Raw genomic sequence first — 16178 nt, forward strand, 5'->3', positions numbered from 1 at the left:
GACCAGGACGTGGTCGCTGTGCATGACCACGCTGCTGCGGAAGGGACTTTGCTGGGACAGGGAAGTCAACGAGGCCCCCGCGACCAGTGGTTGCGGCTAGAACACCTCCTCCAACGGCACGGGAGCCTCGTGGGTCGCGGACGCCGAGGCTCTGGTGCGATCGGTGGAGCGCTGCACAAGCTCACTGCCTCATCGACCTGGCTGGCACACCACGCCCACCCGCGCTGTGCCGGCCGGCAGAACCCGAGCCGGTCGACGCGCCACTAGCCCTGGGCCGGGAAGACGAAGAAGCCCTTCTGCGTGCTGATGTAGCCGTACCCCGACTGCTGTGAGAAGAGCGGGATGTTCTCCTCGGGCAGGCTCTTGGCCAGCACCTTCTTGGTACGGCCGTCGACTGCGAGGAACACGCTCGGGCTGAAGCCGTCCTTCGTGGTGCCGTAGAGGATGCCGTTCGGGGAGAAGCGCAGCGGGTTCATCGCCTTCTCGCCCTCCTTCTGCGTCCAGACCTCCTTGCCGTCGGCGGGCTGCCACACGGCGGTGCCCTGTTCCGTGTGAGCAGCGGCCAGCGTGTGGTCAGGGGCGAAGACGGAGGAGCCCTCGGTGTTGACGGTGTCGGTGGGGCTGTCCTCGTACGAGTACTTCGAGGAGCCGCCGACCTGTTTGCCGCTCGTGATGTCGTACGTCGCCGTCACCCAGGTGTCGGGAGCGAGGGCGCCCGCACCCCAAGCGGTGAGGACACGGCCGTCGCGCACGTCGAGGACCCGGAGGGCACCGCTGGTGCGCTTCCCGTCCTCGTCCAGCTCCACGCCCGCCGGCGGGGTGACGTCTGCGGTGCTCCAAGCCTTCTTGCCGGTGGCGAGGTCCGTCATGACGAGTTGTTCGGGCTCGTCCTCGTAGGTGGAGGCGTTCTCCACGTGGAAGGCGTACTTGCCGGTGATCAAGGGCGCGTGGGCCTGGCCACCGTCGATCTCGTTGTTGCGCGGGTCGAAGGTGCACTTCGCCAGCTGTCCGGTGCAGGTGACCTTGCGGGCGGCGCCGCCGTCGACGGGCGTGAGCATCAGGCTCTCGTCACCCTCCTGCTCGATGATGTACCCCTCGTGGAGGTCGAACTCGTCGCCCTCGATCGTGGCCTTCCCCAGTTGGGTGCCGTCACCGCCGTAGACGGTGACCTCGGTGGTGGTCTTCTCCTCGCTCAGACCGTCCGACTCCGTCGTGGCACCGGCGAACACTGCGACCGCCGGGACGCCGTCGTGCCAGGTCGTGGCGGCCACGCGATCGGTCTTCACCTTCAGGGTCTTGCGCACCTGCCCGGTCTTCACATCCCGGAACTCCAAGGTGGCCGGTTCCGGGTCGTCGGTGAAGTGGAGGGTTCCGACCGAGCCGTCGACCGGCTCCCACGTGTACCCGTGACCGCTGGCGTACGTGCCCTGGGCATCCTTGACGAACAGAAGGGTGCCACCGAGGTCGATGGCGTCAGCGGGCGGCAGACTCCACGCGGGGCGGGCGGCGAGGCCGGGTATCGCGGGTCCGCTGTACGCGGGGCCCTTGGGCGTCGTGCCGTCAGGGCCGGCCGAGTTGCCGTCCTTCGACCTGGGCGCGGAGTCGGAGCCGCCGGAGGAGCCGCAGCCTGAGACCAGCCCGAGCGCAAGGACGAGGCCGACGGCCGTCACTGTGTACTTGTTCATGTCCCCATGAGTTTCGTTCAGATGATCTTGAAATGCTCGGTGCAGCATAGGCGCCCGGTGGCACGTCTGCCGCGGTGACGTCGTCCCGCACCCGCAGAACACGGACCGGGTGACGGTACCGGCCGCGTCCGCGCTGAACTCCGTGACAGCTCGCAGCCTGCCCGGCACGGGGCCGCGGCTCGGTGCTGAGTCCATCGCTGCCACCGGCGGTGACCTGACGCCTTTCGGTACCGCCGACCGGACACCCGCTCCACGCGACTCCGGCCGTCGCCGCTGGACTTCCTGCCCTACCGGGACGGCAAGCCGCTGCCCGGAGGCTTCAAGCTCGGCGTGAACCCCGGGCTGGGGAAGTGGGAGGGCACCCAGAGCGTGCTGTGGGGCGAGGGCGTCCGCGAGCAGTTCAACGCCCCGGACCTCAACCTCGCTCGGTACGTCAAAGACGGCACCGTCACCGACCAGGACACCGGGGAGTAGACCGCGATGAGGCATTCACCCGCCCGGTGCCCAAGAACGCGGGCGCGCAGATGCGATACCTGGTCAAGCAGCTCAAGGGCACCAAGGCGGTTGCCCGGATGCTGCGGATCTCCCAGCGCACTGTAGAGCGGTACGTGAAGGACCAGATCAAAAAGCCCCGCCCGGACCTCGCCGCCCGCCTGGAGGCCGAGGTGAAGAAGCGGTGGCAGCCGCAGATCCGTGCCAAGGCGCGGCAGAAGGCGGCGACCACCGGCGGCATCGTCATCGACACCCGCGCCCGGATCGGTTACACCGCACCTATCGGGACGACGGACGAAGACCGCCTGCGGCACCTGACGGTCGCCCTGCCGCCGCAGCACGCCGCCCGCCTCTTCGACGCCCAGCAGGCCGGCGCCACCGACCAGCAGCTCCAGCAGATCGCCGCCGAAGCACTCAAAGAGGTGTACTTCCAGGACAACGGCCGCCGCGCCGGACAGCTGGAGGAAGTCCGCTTCACCGACATCGAGCACCTGGAGTTCGACCTCTGACCCACCGTCGCCTGGAAAGCCGGGGCAGGTTGCGGGACCGCGGCGTACGGGCGTGGTCGAGGTGCTGACATCCCCATTGCGGCCCGCTTTCGCCTATGTCCCTTGGCTGGAGTCGCGGGAGAGGGAGGGCCGGCGGGATGGGCGGCGCGGACCCAGCCGGGGATCGGGGCGCGCATACCGGTGCTGCCTGTCGGCGGGGCCTCCGCGCTCGTTCCCGGGCCGGGTTGGGCGAACGCGCATACAAACGCAGGCAGTCGGAAAATCAGGACCGTCGGTACGGTTGCCTCTCTAGGCTTCCCCCATGAGAGTGCCGACAGCGAACTGCGGATGGTGTGGTGCATTCGCAGCGATGCAATTCGTTCCGTTCAGTGTGACGGTGACAGGCCGGAACGCAGTTGTGTCCAAGACCCCCGACGGACGTCCGCGCGCTGCGCCGACGTTCTGGGAGATGTACACCTGCCCGTCCTGTAAGGCGGCGAGCATCGCACTGGTTGCCCACGAAGGCGACGAGGACGACGGCGTCTTTCTGCGGTGGGTTCCCGACAGGCCTCCGGTGAAGGAGTATCCCGACAGCGTGCCCAAGGCCATTGCTGCGGCAGCGGCAGAGGCTCACAGCTCGCTGCGGGTGGGCAACGTGCAGGCTGCCGTCCTGATGGCGCGGACGACCGTGGAGGCGACGGCCAAGGCGAAGGGCATCACGACGGGCAACCTCGTGGCGAAGATCGACGCTCTTTACGCTCAGCGCCTGATCTATGAGCACGTCCGGGATGCCGCACATGAAGTCCGGTTCGCCGGCAACGACGCCGCCCATGGTGACCTGGTCGACGATCCGATCAGTGCCGGAGAAGCGGAGTCGATCGTTGAGCTGATGGACATGGTGCTCGAAGGGGTCTTCATCGCGCCGGCGAAGACGGCTGCTCAGGCCGCTGCCCGGCAGGCCCGGAAGAACGCCAGCTCCACGGCGAGCACCAACGGCGCTGTGGTGGGCAGTCCCTAGGCGCGCACTGCAAACTCGATGAGCCTTAGGCGTTGTTTCAGTTGGTGAGTCGACGGTGGCAAATGAGGGCCGCGGCTGTGCCGACGAAGGCAAGGAAGTGTTCGGATTTCCGCTCGTAGCGGCGGTGCAGGCGGCGACAGCCGGCCAGCCAGGACACGGTCCGCTCCACCACCCAGCGGTGACGGCCCAGCCGGTGGGACGACTCGATGCCCTTGCGGGCGATGCGCTGGCGGATGCCCCTCTGACGGAGCCATTGCCGCAGGTGGTCGTAGTCGTAGCCCTTGTCGGCGTGGAGCTTGGCAGGGCGCCTGCGGCGGGGCCCACGGCGGGAGCGGATGGCGGGATCCCGCGCACAAGGGGCTTCAAGCCGAGGCTGTCGTGCATGTTGGCGCCGGAGATGCCCAGTGACAGAGGCAGTCCGTTCCGATCCGTGACCAGGTGGATTTTCGATCCCGGCTTGCCGCGGTCGGTCGGATTCGGTCCCGTCAGTGGCCCCCCTTTGCCGCCCGGACACTGACCGAGTCGATCGCGCACCGCGACCAGTCCAGCTCACCTCTGCCACCGAGTTCATCGAGGATGACGCGGTGGAGCCTGGCCCAGACCCGCTCCTGGCTCCACCGCGCAAAGCGCCGGTAGACGGTGGGCCAGGCCGGCCCGAACACCGGCGGCAACTGCCGCCAGGTGCAGCCCGAGGTCGCCACGAAGATGATCGCTGCCAGGCATTCACGGTCACCCGCCCGCCGTCGACCCCCGCCCTGCGGACGGTTCACCTCTATCGGAGGCACCACCCGCCGGAACAGCACCCACAACTCATCCGGCACCAACCGCTCAGCCAGATCCGCCATGCAAGGTTCAACGAACGGTCACGCCATAAGAAACGGCGTCTAAGGCCAAGTGGCAGCTCACGCAGCGCCGTTTCGGCCCGTGGGTGCGGATCTACCGCAAGGCGCAGGGCCGCGAGCGGCAGTGTGTGCAGCTGGCGATCCTGTCGTGGGACGCCCTCGATGAGCGGTCCTGGCCCGGTGTTGCCGAGATGGAGCCGGCCGACATCGCCCGCGTCCTCGGGGTGTACGCCCAGCGGGTCATCACCCCGCGCGGATCCACCGCCGTCTCGGCCTGGAGCTGATGACGGCGCTGCGCCCGCCACGAAGCCGGAGCGCGATGAGGAGACCGGCAACTGGATCTCGGGCCACAACCCGGGCTCGCTGGGAACGGAGCCGATGGACCCGGCGCCGCCGGAGGCCACCCCGGAGCACCCCGTCGTGGTGAACTCCGGCTGGACCGGCGGGTTCCTCAACGAGGAGGCGCACCAGGGGGTGCAGTCGGTGGACTCGCTCAGCGATGAGAAGTGCATGATGCCCTTCGCGGTCGGCCTGGACCTCAACACCGCGTTCCTCGCCGCCGCAGCCCGCCTGGTCGTCGGCCTCAGCGCTCCCGACCACTTGCACGCCCCGAAGTTCAACCCGAAGATCCCCGGCTCCTGGCTGGTCGACCTGTCCCACATCGAGCTGGACCCGCGCCTGCCCTCGCCGTTCACGCCGGACGGCTCCCGGCCGACGGGACCTGCCTGGTACCAGACGCACACCGTCGCCTACGCCCAGGAGCTCGGCTACGACGTCCACCCGATCGAGGCGTACCTGCGCCGCGAGACCGGCGCGTACCTGGACCCGTGACAGCGCCGATCGACGGGGTGAGCGTTCTCGACCTCCGCGGCCCCGTACGTGCCGTGCGGGCCGCCGTTATCGCGGGTGCAGATTGATCGTCAGGCATGTTTGTCATGTGGCCCAAGGGGCCAGTGCCTGACACATATCAGCGGGTTGTTCAGGCACGTACGGCATGTTCGTGACGTAGGTGCCGACCCCCAAGGTCCGTTCGGGGGCCGAAGTTGGGCTACCTTGTTTCGGCCGAAACAAGGTCGCGAATCGGGCAGGCGTGGAACTTCCAACGCTTAACGGTGTGTTAATCGGCGGGATCTGCGGCGACTTACGGCACGGCGGCCGGGCGGGAGTCAGCGACCCTCGCCCGGCCGTGGCAGTTTCAGCTTCAGCGGGCCGCAGCCGAGGCGGGCGGCCTCGGCCTCGACATAGCGGGGGAAGAGGGTGCGCAGGTCCGCGCTCGCCCCGTCCCCATTGGCCTGTACGACGAATACCGTCTTGCCCGCCTGGCAACGGGCCTGGAAGATGCCGATGTTTGGGCTGAGGCCGCCGTAGCCGGCGGCGGAGCGCACCCGATCGCCCTCGTAGAGCGCCACTCTTGTGAAGATCCCGGCCAGCCTCGGGTCCTCGACGGTCATCAGGCGCTGCTTCGGCTGTGAGCCGGTGATGTCCCGGTCGCAGGTGCGCACCGGGCCGTGCCCGTCGGTGATCATGGGGTACTGGTGCAGCTGGCGCTTCTTGCCTAGGGTCAGCCCTTTGATGCCGCAGAGCGCGTTCGGCTTCTCTGTGCGGGTGTAGCGGGCGGCCTTCGGCAGGCGGTCGACCGGATCGGCGATCGTGCCGGTGCAGCCCAGGTCCGCGCTGACCTTGTTGGCGAGCTTCACGACCATGCGGGCCATCCCGTCCCGCTCCTTGGTACGCGGCTCCATGTCGGTGATCCAGCTGCCCTGGGCGATGTCCACGACGGTCGGCCCGTCGAAGTCGCCGGGGCGCCCCAGGCAGCCGTCCGGGATGGCGAGCCAGGCGCGGTTGTCCGAGGCCATGCCCAGCAGGCCGCCGCCGAGCGGGGTGAGACGGGCGGAGAGGAACTCGTCGGCCCACTTGCCGTCGTCGCCATTGCGGTCGTCCAGCCGGTGCACCCGGGCGGTGAGCGCCCATGCGTCGCCGTCGCTGTTCGTCAACTGGCAACTGCCGGTGGGGCCGTCCATGGATCGCCCACCGTGCAGCACGGGAGCCTCGACCGCCTTCACGTCCTCCGGCTTGCGGAAGGTTGCGGCGAGGTCGTCGCGGGACAGGGCGCCCCAGCACACCTCGTCCGGCGCGAACGGCCCGGCCTGCGTCTGCCAGGCCATGCCCCCGGCGCCGAGCAACATCCCGGCGAGACCCGCGGCCAGCAGCGGCCGGACCCGGCCGCGCAGCAGCCTGCGCCAGTGCCACCGGCGCAGGCGCCGTTCGCTGAGCAGTTCCCGCTCGGCGGCCAGGGGCTGCTCGTATCGGTTCGGCTCGTCCGCAGTGCTGCTCACCGGCCGGCTCCCTTGGGGGCGATGGGGGCGCAGCCCAGGCGGGCCGCGACCGCGTTGGCGAAGACGGCGAGGTGACCGGGGTCGGTGGAGACGCCCATCAAGAAGATGACGGGCCGGCCGGCGCAGTCGGCCTGTACGATCGCGTGCTCCTTGCCCAGGGTGCCCGAGCCGCGCCAGCCACGGGCCGCGGGCCGCTCGCCCGCGATGCCGTCGAACACCGCGGCCAGCCGGGGCTGCGCGACCATCGCCAGGTCCAGGTATGGCACGCCGTCGCGATCGCCACGGACACTGCACGTCTGCAGGTCGCGGGTGACCGCGCCGATCTGGTACTCGATGTCCTCCGTGTCCAGGCGCAGGCCGCGGATGCCGCAAACGTCGTCAGAGGTGCTGAAGACGCGCTCCTGCTTGCCCGGCAGGTCGTAGAGTGGCGAGCTGACCCGCAGTGGCTCGTGCGGCGCGCAACCGGCCGCCGCCATACCTCGGTTGGCCGCCGCGACGAGCAGCACCGCCGCCTGCCGGGCGCCGCCCAGGTCGGCCGGATCGTTCTTGGTGTACGAGGGGCCGCTGGCGTACGTGCCGGACGCGTGCATGGTGACGACGGTCGGCCGGCCGTCCTGCGTATCGCAGGACTTCGGGAGCACCAGCAGACCACCGCGCCCGTTCACCGTGCCCGGCAGGCCGTCCGGGAGCGGGACCATGTCACCGCCCAGGAAACCGTCCTGGACCATCGCGAGCCGGGCCTCCGCGGCCTTGGGGACCGGGCCGTACTCGACGGACACCTTCTGGTCGGTGGTGACCTTGTCGCCGTCGTAACTGCTCTTGTAGTCGCTGGCGATGGCGACCTCGCAGCTGCCGGTCGGACGCTCGCGGGTAGGTGCCGTCTCCCTGCCGGTGCGTGACCCGTCGTCATCTTCGCCGAAGGCCTCGTCGCCGAGGAAGCCCGGACCGCTGTCCTCTTCCCAGGCGCCCCAGCAGTAGCGGTCCTTCGGCCACGGCCACGTGTCCGCCGCCCACGTACCGAGCCCGGTACCCGCAAGCACGAGCACCAGCGCGGATATCAGCAGCAACGGGCCGCGCCTGCTGTGCGACAACGCCCGGCGCAGCCAACCAGGCTCCGCGGGCGCCTCTTCTATCTCACTCACCCCGTGATCCCCTCCGGCGCAGGAGTGTATCCACCGTCATCACTCAGGAGCAGGCCGCCCCGAACATGGGGATCTTGCCGTTCAGCAGGTAGTCGTCTGCGGCGGGCGCAACGCAGCTGGGGTGGTTGTACGGGCCGTGATCCTGGCCCATGACGTCGGCTTCACCGTGGTCTTGCCGCCCAGTTGTTCCGCCGTGCCCGCGGCTCCCTCGTACGGGGTCTCTCCGGGGCGCCGGGTATAACACGCCGTGAAGCGTTGAAAGTCGCAGGCAGGCGGCATCCCCGCAGACGGCGCTGTCACGTTGTTGGGTGGGTAGGTGCTGATGGCACGTCGTGGCGTGGTGGAGCCCGGTTCCGGGCTGTGGTCAGACCGCGGTGGCGAGCCCGGCGACGCCGGTGATCTGCTCCCAGATTGCGAAGCGTCGGCATCGAGATGGACGCGGAGGAACTGGCCGGTGCCGACTTTCCGCGAGGCCGCGTCGTACTTGTCATCCCCGTACACGGCCGCGGACTCCACCCACGACAGCAGCCCCTCGGCGTGCTCCCACTGCTCCTGCGACCTGGGAAGCAGACCGTGCCTGCCGTCCATCGGGCAGGCAGCACAGCGCTGACGGCGGAAGGCGCGGCCAGGGCGGGAACGGGGATGAGTTCCGTCTTCTCCAGGCCGTCCCTGCCCACCGCCGTACTACCACCGTCCCCGGCCGCATTTGTCGACGGCCTCACGGAGACGGCGCTGACCGCAGGGGCTGTGACCCTGGCGGCCACCTTGGCGGTCATTCCGTGGCGCAGCATGATCCCGCACGTCACGTCGTCTCGCGAAAGCCTCCGAGCTGGCTCGGTCCAGGAGTAGCGCGTACGAGCGGTCGCGTCCTGCGGGAGCGATGTTCAGCCGATCGGAGACCAGGCCCTGCGGCTCGATGAATCCCTACGTTGATCGGTGTGCTTGGTCGGGTCAAAACCTAGGCTGAACGGATCGCACAACACCGGCCCCAACATGACCAGCAGCTCCTCGTCGGCGTACTGCCCGAGCGTCTCCCAGGACACCACCGGCGGCCCGTCCCGCGGCGCCCGCGTGCGCGGGACACCAGACGGCACAGCCGCGCCCACCCCGCGGCGGTCCGCGCGAGCAGTGTGACCCGCAGCGGCGGCTCCACCACGTGCGCGCCACCGCGCGCCGGCGTACGAGGGGGGCGGACGGTGGAGCGCGGCGCTCGGCGGGGTGCGGCGGCGACGCCGAAGACGGGCTGGATCCCGGCAGTGGTGGCTGCCTTCGCGAACGGGACGGCGCCGGTCACGGTGTCCCGGTCGGTAAGCGCCCGCGTGCCGATGTCACGTTCGGCGGGGCGTCACACCAGGTCGCGTGGGTGGGAGGGGCCGTAGCAGGCCGAGTGGCCGCTCGCCACGTGGAGGTGAACGCCGTTACACATGCCCACCTTCCACAGTCCGCGAACGGCGCCTGAACGCGCGTTGGTGCTAGGCCTGCTGACCGGCGCGGCCGGCGCCGGCAAGAGCCGCCTGCTGAAGGCTGTGTGTCGTCGTCTGGAGCAGGACACGCCGGTCACCGTCCGGGTGGCCCTCGGGAGACGCCCCGCCGGAGGCATTCGAGCTGCTGCCTGCCATGGGCGATCTTCTCGTGGTGATCGACGATGCCCAGGAGTAGGCCGCGGGGCTGCGCTCCTTCATCTCGCACGTGCGACGTCAACGGCCCGAGGCGAAAATCCTCATGGCGGCCCGCCCCTACGGACTGCCCGCGGTCCGCGATGCTCTGCGCGGCCTGGGCGTGGACCCGAGGACCGTGCCGACCCGGTCGCTGGCGGAACTATCGACGACCGACGCCACCACACTGGCTGCCGAGGCCCTGGGCCCCGGCAAGCAGCAGGCCGCCCGCTGGCCCGGGCCTGCCGGCCGTGGTCACTTCGGCGGTCCCCTCTGCCCGGACCAGGCCGCCCTCGCGATGAAGTGGTAACGCGGCGGCAGTATCGGATGCGCTGGGTTCGCCGGGCGTGAGCGTCGGGAGGGCAGGGGGACCGGCTGGAGGACCGCCACGCCGTGGCGGCCCTCCAGCCGATTCCGCCGCCGCATACCGCGACGCAACAGCGACAGCGGATCCGGGCTTCGTCAACGCCGCACCTGATCGTTCCCCTGTGGGGGGTGGCTGACTTTTCGGTCGTGTGTGGTGGCGTGGTTCGCCTTGTGCAGGAGGCGCCTCACAGGCCGCAGATGGGTAAACGCTCCGTTTCAAGACAAGGGTGTGATCCGGCGTCCTGCTTTTCGTTCTGTTTGTCCGCTCTCGACGTCACCATCAGGTCGGCGGTCGCGTGAATGGGTGAAGGGACGAAGATGAGCACTGACACGGGAACTGCAGATGGTGAGCATGCTGCTCGCCTGATCAGCACGGTTGCGGGAACAGCTACCCCAGGGGTGCCCAAGGAGGGCAAGGAGCTGGCCCTTTCGACTCAGTTGAGCGGTCCGTACGGGGGCGCGGTGGACCGCGACGGGACCCTGTACATCTCTGAGTACGGCGGCCATCGGGTCCGGAAGGTCACGACTGACGGGAAGATCAGTACGGTCGCGGGGACGGGAAGCGCGGGACGTGGGGCAGAGGGTGTCTCGGCCGTCTCGGCCCCGCTGAGCTACCCGCGCGGGATTGCTTTGGACAACGCGGGCGATCTTTACATCGCCGATAGCGGCAACCATCGGATCCGGAAGATCACGATGGCCGATGGGAAGATCCATACGTTCGCCGGGACGGGCACCGGGGCCAATGGCGGTGACGGTGTCCTGGCCACCGCTACCCATCTGTCAACGCCGCACGATGTCGCGGTGGACAGCGCGGGCGATGTCTACATCGCCGACCACGGCAACCACCGGATCAGGAAGGTCACGGCTGATGGCAAGATCAGCACGGTTGCCGGGACGGGCGCTCCTGGCTTGGCCCCTGACGGTGCCCTCGCCACCGCCGCCCAGCTGAAGAACCCAAGCGCCGTGGCGGTGGACAGTGCGGGCAACTTCTATATCGCCGACGTCAACAACCAGCGGGTCCGGAAGGTCGCTAAGGCCGATGGGAAAATCCGCACGGTCGCTGGCACGGGCGCCGCGACCTATGTCCGTGACGGCGTCCAGGCTGCCTCCGCACCGCTGTACTCGCCCATGGCAGTGGCGGTGGACAGCACCGACACCCTCCACATCGCCGACACCAACAACCACCGGATCAGGAAGGTCGCGGCTGACGGAACGATCAGCACGCTCGCCGGCACGGGTACCGGGGCCTTCGGTGGTGACGGCGAGTCGGCCGCTTCGGCCAAGCTGAGCTCCCCGCACGGGCTCGCCGTGGACTGCGTCGACACCCTCTACATCACCGACTACAGCAACAACCGGGTCCGAAAAGTCAGCTCGGCGAAGTTGGCGGGGCTGCCCGATTCGGGCACGGTGGTCTCCTGGGCCAACGTCCGCAGCAGGTTGCGGATGGCGGTGGTGCGTGAGTCGACCATGGACGGGGCCGAGGTGCACCAGACCCTCGCCGTCCCCAGGGAGCATCAGCGCTGGCGGCTGGTGGCGGCGGGCCAGGACAACGGCAACGTCCTGTACCGGATCGAGAATGTGCGCAGCGGCAAGGTCCTTGAGGTCGTGGGAGCGCAGGAGACCAAGGGGGCGGTGGTGGCACAGCGCGCCTACGAGGGTGCTGACGCGCACCACCAGCAGTGGCGGCTGATCCCGGTGGGTCCGGTGACCGATTCCCCGCGCGTGTATGAGATCGCGAACCGCAACAGCGGTCTGCTGCTGCGGGTCGACACCAACGCCCGCACGGTGCTCACGCAGCAGGAGGCGCAGGGCGACCCCCGGGACCGCCAGTGGCAGCTGATCCCGGTATGACGCCCGAGGGGGCAGGGGCGGTCATGCCCCTGCCCCCTCACCACCTGGACGCTACTGGGAACCGGATGTTTCCTCGGTGGTCGTCCCGGTCGTCCCGGTCGTCTTGGTCTCCCCCAGCCTCTGCGGGGTCTCGGCGGCCGCTGGAGGCGGCTTGGGGGGCTCTGCGGCCTTGGGTGTCTTCGGCGCCTCGGGGGCCTTGGCGTATGCCGCCCTGTCCGGGTTGCTGCGGAGGCCCCCGTTCTTTTGCAGCCCCTCCTCCTTCTTCATCGTTTCGCTCGCCTTGGCCATGCCGGCGGACGCTGTGCCGGAGACCGTGCCGGCATGCGCCGATTGGCTCTGCGTGTGGGCCGAATCCCGGGTGGTCTGGATGAAGGAGCCGAGGATGCCCATGATGACCCGCGCTTCGGGGGACTGCTCCCGGACGACTTTCGCCCGGCAGGAAGCCCCGTGGATCCCATTGACGAACAGGTCCGTGCTCCTGTCGTCGTACGCGTCCTGCGTGACGTCCTCGAAGTCGACGTCCGCAGCCGGCTGCGACTGCGCGGTGCCGGGCTTCACCGAGAAGAGCGCCGCGCTGCCTTTCGCGAAACCGAAAATGTTGTCGAACACCATGGTCATGGCCTCTCGTCGTCGTGGCGGTGGTGGTGTCGCCGCCCGGTCAAGGGCCCTTGTACAGGGCTCGCTGGCTGTAGACCAGGCCCTCTTCTTCGAACATCGTGTGATGGACGTCCAGGGCGGAGACGACCTCCATCCGCCCCTTCATCCGGAATCCGCCGCCGGCCAGGTTGATGTTGGCGATGTCGTGGGCGACCACCTGGGCGAGCCCGGGACTCCCGGGCTGCGGGGGAGAGAGGACCGGAACCGATACGGCGTACTGCACCGCGAGGTACCCGGCGAAGGTCACCGGGATCTCGTACTCGTAATGCCTGTGGACGCGCCGCTGCGTGGCCATGGTCTCCACGCGGGAGTCTGCCGGAACCGTGCCGCCGATCTGCGATTTCGAGGTCCAGCTGGTCGTCAGGGAACCGCCGACGGTGGCCGCGAGGCCCAGCGCCAGCTGCGCGTTGAGCGACGCGCTGCCGGAGGCACTGCCCTGGGTCGTGAACGCCACCGAGTCCGTCACCGAATTCGAAGTCGAGTTCCCCGTCGAGTTCGTCGTGGCCGTTTCCGTGCCATTGGCGTTGTCGACCCCGACACTGTCCTTGCTGTTCTTGTTGGTCACCGTGTTGGCGTTCTTGTTCGCCATGTCGTTCCGCATCTGCGTCCCGAACTGCGCCTGGAGATCCATCTTGAGCTGGTTCTGCAACTGCAACTGCAGCTGCGCGCCGATGCTGCCGCCGAAGGTGAGCTTGGCGTCCCCGTGAAGCGACCACGTGACCCCGTTCGACACAGTGAATTCGACCGAGTCGGTGAAGGTCATTGAGTTTTTCTGGCTGCGGTTCACGTAGACGCGCGAAGAGAACGTGTCGGGCCGGGGCGGAGTGATGTCACCCCGCTCCTCGATCAGCGGCTCCCCGAGGTTCATGTAGGCGAGCCAGCCCAGATCGAACGCAGAGCCCGGGAAAGCGTTGGAGGACCTTGCCTTGTTGATGGAGACGCCGACAGGCTTGTGCTGCACGCCGTTGTTGTCGGTGTAGACCAGGTTGGGGTGGTTCAGGAGGGCCTGCAGGTCGATGTTGAGTTCCTGCAGGTTCGTTTTCGTCAGCGGATGACGCTTGAACCGTTCCAGGTTGTATGCAGTGGAAGGCATTCCCCGTCCTCGACTGATCTGTCCGAAACGCGCTCGATGGAATGGAGCAGATATCCGCGCGCTTTCCGAAATTCGAAACTATCAGAGGCCTGATTTTCTGGGAAGGTATCTTCGGGCATCGCGCTCAATCGAGTGAAAATGAATCGCCGACCGCTCCCAACTCGCCGCCGATTACGGTAAGTTGAGGCGCTGTCAGTCGCTCGATCGATTCCTTCGCGAATTTCCGTGTACGCATGGTGTGCTGGTGCCCGCTTGGCGGGGGAGGCGTCGGTTTCGGTCGTCCCTTGAATGTCGGGACTACGTCGATGCGGGTCGGATGAATGCGGCGGTAATGCCGTGCGGAAAAACGCTGCCCTTGTGGCTGGCCTATTGTTCTCCACGTCGAAACAGGTGAGGTTCCGCGATGTACACCCAAGAACGCACGACGATGTCGAACCTGGTGGTCGGCGGCCCGGTGGCGGTGAACAGCTACGACAACGCGATCGTGGCCGCGCTCGTCGAGAACCGGCCAGTGATGCTCGTCCACGCCTTCAACGGCGGCTTCCTGCGGCCTGCCGACCTGAAGGACAGCGTCCACGACAAGGGGGTCCAGCTGTCCATCAAGCTCGACACGCTCACCCAGGAGGCGCAGGGCCACCTCTGGTACATCACCCCGGCAGGCTTCTTCGGGCAGCGGCCGCTGTACTTCATCGAGAGCGCTGCGGGCCAGGTGACACCCAAGCCCGCCGGCGCCGGCCAGGCCGATGCCGGGCGCGGCGACGACGGCGTGCCCAGGCCGCAGCGCCGGCGGATCACTGTCCACCAGGACGCCCCCACGGGCACCACGGGCACCACGGCCGACACCGTCCAGGTGGGCCTGCCCGACAAGGTCGGTGACCTGTGGCGCGGGAAGAACGGCGCGCCGGAGGACACTCAGCTCTGGGTCGTCACGCTGACGCCGTGGGGCGGGATCACCTTTGTGCCGATCACCCACCCGGACACCATCCTCGGGTTCAAGGACCACGCGGTGGCAGCCGACAGCGAGGTGCGCGTGACCTACAACTGGGGCGGGGACTTCACCGGGACGGTCATCAACACGTTCTACCCGCGGCTGCCCAACGAGTGGAGCGTCCCCTACCACCACGTCTTCACGTGACCCGCGGCCGCCTCCCCACCACACCTGTCCCCAGCCCACGCCCGCACCGCCTGGAAGAGGCACCACGATGCCCGTGCCCACGCAAGAACTGAAACTTCAGATCGTCAACGCGGCCACGCGGAAGATCCTCGGCGCCAAGTCCACGCCGGGAACGGACGGGGCACTGGTCGTGCGCGACTTCCCTGACGGTGGCCCGGACCCGGAGCAATGGCAGCTCACCCCCGTGCAAGCGCAAGGCGGACAAACACAAGACGAACAGGCCTATGTGATCCGCAACGCGCTCTGCAGCAAGGTCCTCGACAACCCCGCCGCCGCAGACCGCGGCATCCGCCAATGGGATGCCGCCGCCGGCAAGAAGGCCCAGCAGTGGCGCGTCGTCCCCGTGGAGGGCGAAGCCGGCCTCTACTTCATCGAAGACGCCACCGACGGCGCCGTTCTCGATCTCGCCGACCCCGCAGCGGACGAGATCCGGGTCGTCCTGCGCGAGTACGACGACAGCGCGGCAAGCCAGCACTGGCGGCTCGTCCCGGCCGCCCCCGAGCGCACGAGCGACCCCGTCCTGCACTGGGCACCACTGAGCCACTGGAACAGCCGCCAGTCCTGGCGACTGGCCCGCTCGGCCGCACTGCGGCCGGCACCCGACGCCACACCCTCCTTCAGCGACATGCTGCTGGTCGTCAAGCGGTTCGGAAGCGACCAGGACGCCGACGCGTGGCAGAGCGTCGGAGCCAGCAGCTCAACCGGCGGGCAACCGGGCCGGTGGGCCGGGCTCGGTGACCGGTTCCTCGCCGACACCACCGGAGGAGGCCGAGTAGACATTGTCGGGCTCAAACCCGGGAAGGGGCCTGTGACGGCCGCCAGCCAGGGCGACGGCACCTTCAAGGACGACGAGCGCGTCCTGCACCCACCCGTGCCCTCTCCGAGTTCCAAAGATCTGTGGACTCTCGCGGACACAACGGGCAACGGCAAGCCCGACGCCGTCACACTCGCCGCCGACGGTGTCCGAGTGTTCCTGCAAGATGAAAACGGGAGCTTCGCACCCGCGGGTGGCGAGCCGGTCATCAAGGCGTTCGGCCACGGGCAGCCGGCCGGCGGGTGGGTTGCCGACAAGCATCCCCGCTTCGTCACCGACACGACCGGTGACGGCCGCACGGACATCGTCGGCTTCCACGACGACGGCGTCTGGATCTCACTCCAGGACGAGGAAGGGAAGTTCGCACCACTCGCCGCGGAACCGGCTCTCCGGGCATTCGGCCACAACGAGAAGGCGGGTGGCTGGCTTGCCGACAAGCATCCCCGCTTCGTCACCGACACGACCGGTGACGGCCGCACGGACATCGTCGGCTTCCACGACGACGGCGTCTGGATCTCACTCCAGGACGAGGACGGGAAGTTCGCACCACTCGCCGCGGAACCGG

The 16178-nt window shown here is 68.6% G+C and carries 13 protein-coding genes and 4 pseudogenes; 8 read left to right on the forward strand and 9 right to left on the reverse strand.

The genetic code is table 11. From position 1 onward, the window contains the following. Window positions 1-263: 263 nt before the first annotated feature. Window positions 264-1685, reverse strand: coding sequence for a hypothetical protein (locus tag ACIGYR_RS17410; protein WP_399600185.1), 1422 nt, complete (start codon window positions 1683-1685; stop codon window positions 264-266). Window positions 1686-1949: 264 nt separating this feature from the next. On the opposite strand from ACIGYR_RS17410, the pseudogene ACIGYR_RS17415 reads away from it, so the two are divergent. The 3 genes and pseudogenes from ACIGYR_RS17415 to ACIGYR_RS17425 form a co-directional block, all read left to right on the forward strand. Continuing rightward, window positions 1950-2159: pseudogene (locus ACIGYR_RS17415) on the forward strand (hypothetical protein); the annotation flags it as partial. 8 nt (window positions 2160-2167) lie between these two features. Beyond that, window positions 2168-2686 (forward strand): annotated as a pseudogene (gene tpg, locus ACIGYR_RS17420) (telomere-protecting terminal protein Tpg); the annotation flags it as partial. Between the two features lie 397 nt (window positions 2687-3083). Beyond that, the gene (locus tag ACIGYR_RS17425; protein WP_399600188.1) at window positions 3084-3683 is read left to right on the forward strand and encodes a DUF4145 domain-containing protein; all 600 of its coding nucleotides are present in this window, start codon (window positions 3084-3086) and stop codon (window positions 3681-3683) included. A gap of 37 nt (window positions 3684-3720) precedes the next feature. On the opposite strand, the pseudogene ACIGYR_RS17430 reads toward ACIGYR_RS17425, so the two are convergent. Next, window positions 3721-4519 (reverse strand): annotated as a pseudogene (locus ACIGYR_RS17430) (IS5 family transposase). A 47-nt stretch (window positions 4520-4566) separates the two neighbouring features. Between ACIGYR_RS17430 and ACIGYR_RS17435 the strand changes: the two are divergent. After that, a pseudogene (locus tag ACIGYR_RS17435) lies at window positions 4567-5353 on the forward strand (transcriptional regulator); the annotation flags it as partial. Between the two features lie 338 nt (window positions 5354-5691). Here the strand turns inward: ACIGYR_RS17435 and ACIGYR_RS17440 are convergent. The 5 genes from ACIGYR_RS17440 to ACIGYR_RS17460 form a co-directional block, all read right to left on the reverse strand. Then, on the reverse strand, window positions 5692-6861 hold the full coding sequence (locus tag ACIGYR_RS17440) for a hypothetical protein (RefSeq protein ID WP_399609006.1): 1170 nt from the start codon (window positions 6859-6861) through the stop codon (window positions 5692-5694). Further along, window positions 6858-8003, reverse strand: coding sequence for a hypothetical protein (locus tag ACIGYR_RS17445; RefSeq protein ID WP_399609008.1), 1146 nt, complete (start codon window positions 8001-8003; stop codon window positions 6858-6860). The genes ACIGYR_RS17440 and ACIGYR_RS17445 overlap by 4 nt, the downstream gene beginning before the upstream one ends. A gap of 43 nt (window positions 8004-8046) precedes the next feature. Then, window positions 8047-8247, reverse strand: a complete 201-nt coding sequence (locus tag ACIGYR_RS17450) for an alpha/beta hydrolase (protein WP_399609009.1) — start codon at window positions 8245-8247, stop codon at window positions 8047-8049. 714 nt (window positions 8248-8961) lie between these two features. Further along, window positions 8962-9297: a hypothetical protein gene (locus tag ACIGYR_RS17455; RefSeq protein ID WP_399609011.1), complete on the reverse strand. Its 336-nt coding sequence runs from the start codon at window positions 9295-9297 to the stop codon at window positions 8962-8964. Between the two features lie 178 nt (window positions 9298-9475). Continuing rightward, entirely contained in the window at window positions 9476-9622 is a 147-nt protein-coding gene (locus ACIGYR_RS17460; RefSeq protein ID WP_399609013.1) for a hypothetical protein, read from the reverse strand. A 70-nt stretch (window positions 9623-9692) separates the two neighbouring features. On the opposite strand from ACIGYR_RS17460, the gene ACIGYR_RS17465 reads away from it, so the two are divergent. Together ACIGYR_RS17465 and ACIGYR_RS17470 are read left to right on the forward strand one after the other, a co-directional pair. Further along, on the forward strand, window positions 9693-9968 hold the full coding sequence (locus ACIGYR_RS17465) for a hypothetical protein (protein ID WP_399609014.1): 276 nt from the start codon (window positions 9693-9695) through the stop codon (window positions 9966-9968). Between the two features lie 374 nt (window positions 9969-10342). Then, complete coding sequence (locus tag ACIGYR_RS17470; RefSeq protein WP_399609016.1) at window positions 10343-11875, forward strand: RICIN domain-containing protein; 1533 nt, start codon at window positions 10343-10345, stop codon at window positions 11873-11875. A 51-nt stretch (window positions 11876-11926) separates the two neighbouring features. Here ACIGYR_RS17470 and ACIGYR_RS17475 read toward each other — a convergent pair whose 3' ends face one another. Together ACIGYR_RS17475 and ACIGYR_RS17480 are read right to left on the reverse strand one after the other, a co-directional pair. Continuing rightward, window positions 11927-12493 (reverse strand): hypothetical protein, encoded by a 567-nt coding sequence (locus ACIGYR_RS17475; RefSeq protein WP_399609018.1) that lies wholly within the window; start codon window positions 12491-12493, stop codon window positions 11927-11929. Between the two features lie 40 nt (window positions 12494-12533). Continuing rightward, a complete protein-coding gene (locus ACIGYR_RS17480) occupies window positions 12534-13625 on the reverse strand; it encodes a hypothetical protein (protein WP_399609019.1) in 1092 nt (363 codons plus the stop codon). Between the two features lie 403 nt (window positions 13626-14028). On the opposite strand from ACIGYR_RS17480, the gene ACIGYR_RS17485 reads away from it, so the two are divergent. Then, a complete protein-coding gene (locus ACIGYR_RS17485) occupies window positions 14029-14760 on the forward strand; it encodes a hypothetical protein (RefSeq protein WP_399609020.1) in 732 nt (243 codons plus the stop codon). Between the two features lie 67 nt (window positions 14761-14827). Next, window positions 14828-16178, forward strand: a 1351-nt coding sequence (locus ACIGYR_RS17490; protein WP_400014246.1) for an RICIN domain-containing protein, incomplete at its 3' end; no start/stop codon positions are given.

It is taken from the genome of Streptomyces sp. NPDC053076, assembly GCF_044546845.1.
Lineage (GTDB): Bacteria > Actinomycetota > Actinomycetes > Streptomycetales > Streptomycetaceae > Streptomyces.

What these genes read in the sequence shown, in the direction of transcription:
- ACIGYR_RS17410 (WP_399600185.1), bottom strand. Translation starts at nt 1,685, where the DNA reads ATGAACAAGTACACAGTGACGGCCGTCGGCCTCGTCCTTGCGCTCGGG.
- ACIGYR_RS17460 (WP_399609013.1), bottom strand. Translation starts at nt 9,622, where the DNA reads ATGGCAGGCAGCAGCTCGAATGCCTCCGGCGGGGCGTCTCCCGAGGGC.
- ACIGYR_RS17470 (WP_399609016.1), top strand. Translation starts at nt 10,343, where the DNA reads ATGAGCACTGACACGGGAACTGCAGATGGTGAGCATGCTGCTCGCCTG.
- ACIGYR_RS17475 (WP_399609018.1), bottom strand. Translation starts at nt 12,493, where the DNA reads ATGACCATGGTGTTCGACAACATTTTCGGTTTCGCGAAAGGCAGCGCG.
- ACIGYR_RS17480 (WP_399609019.1), bottom strand. Translation starts at nt 13,625, where the DNA reads ATGCCTTCCACTGCATACAACCTGGAACGGTTCAAGCGTCATCCGCTG.
- ACIGYR_RS17485 (WP_399609020.1), top strand. Translation starts at nt 14,029, where the DNA reads ATGTACACCCAAGAACGCACGACGATGTCGAACCTGGTGGTCGGCGGC.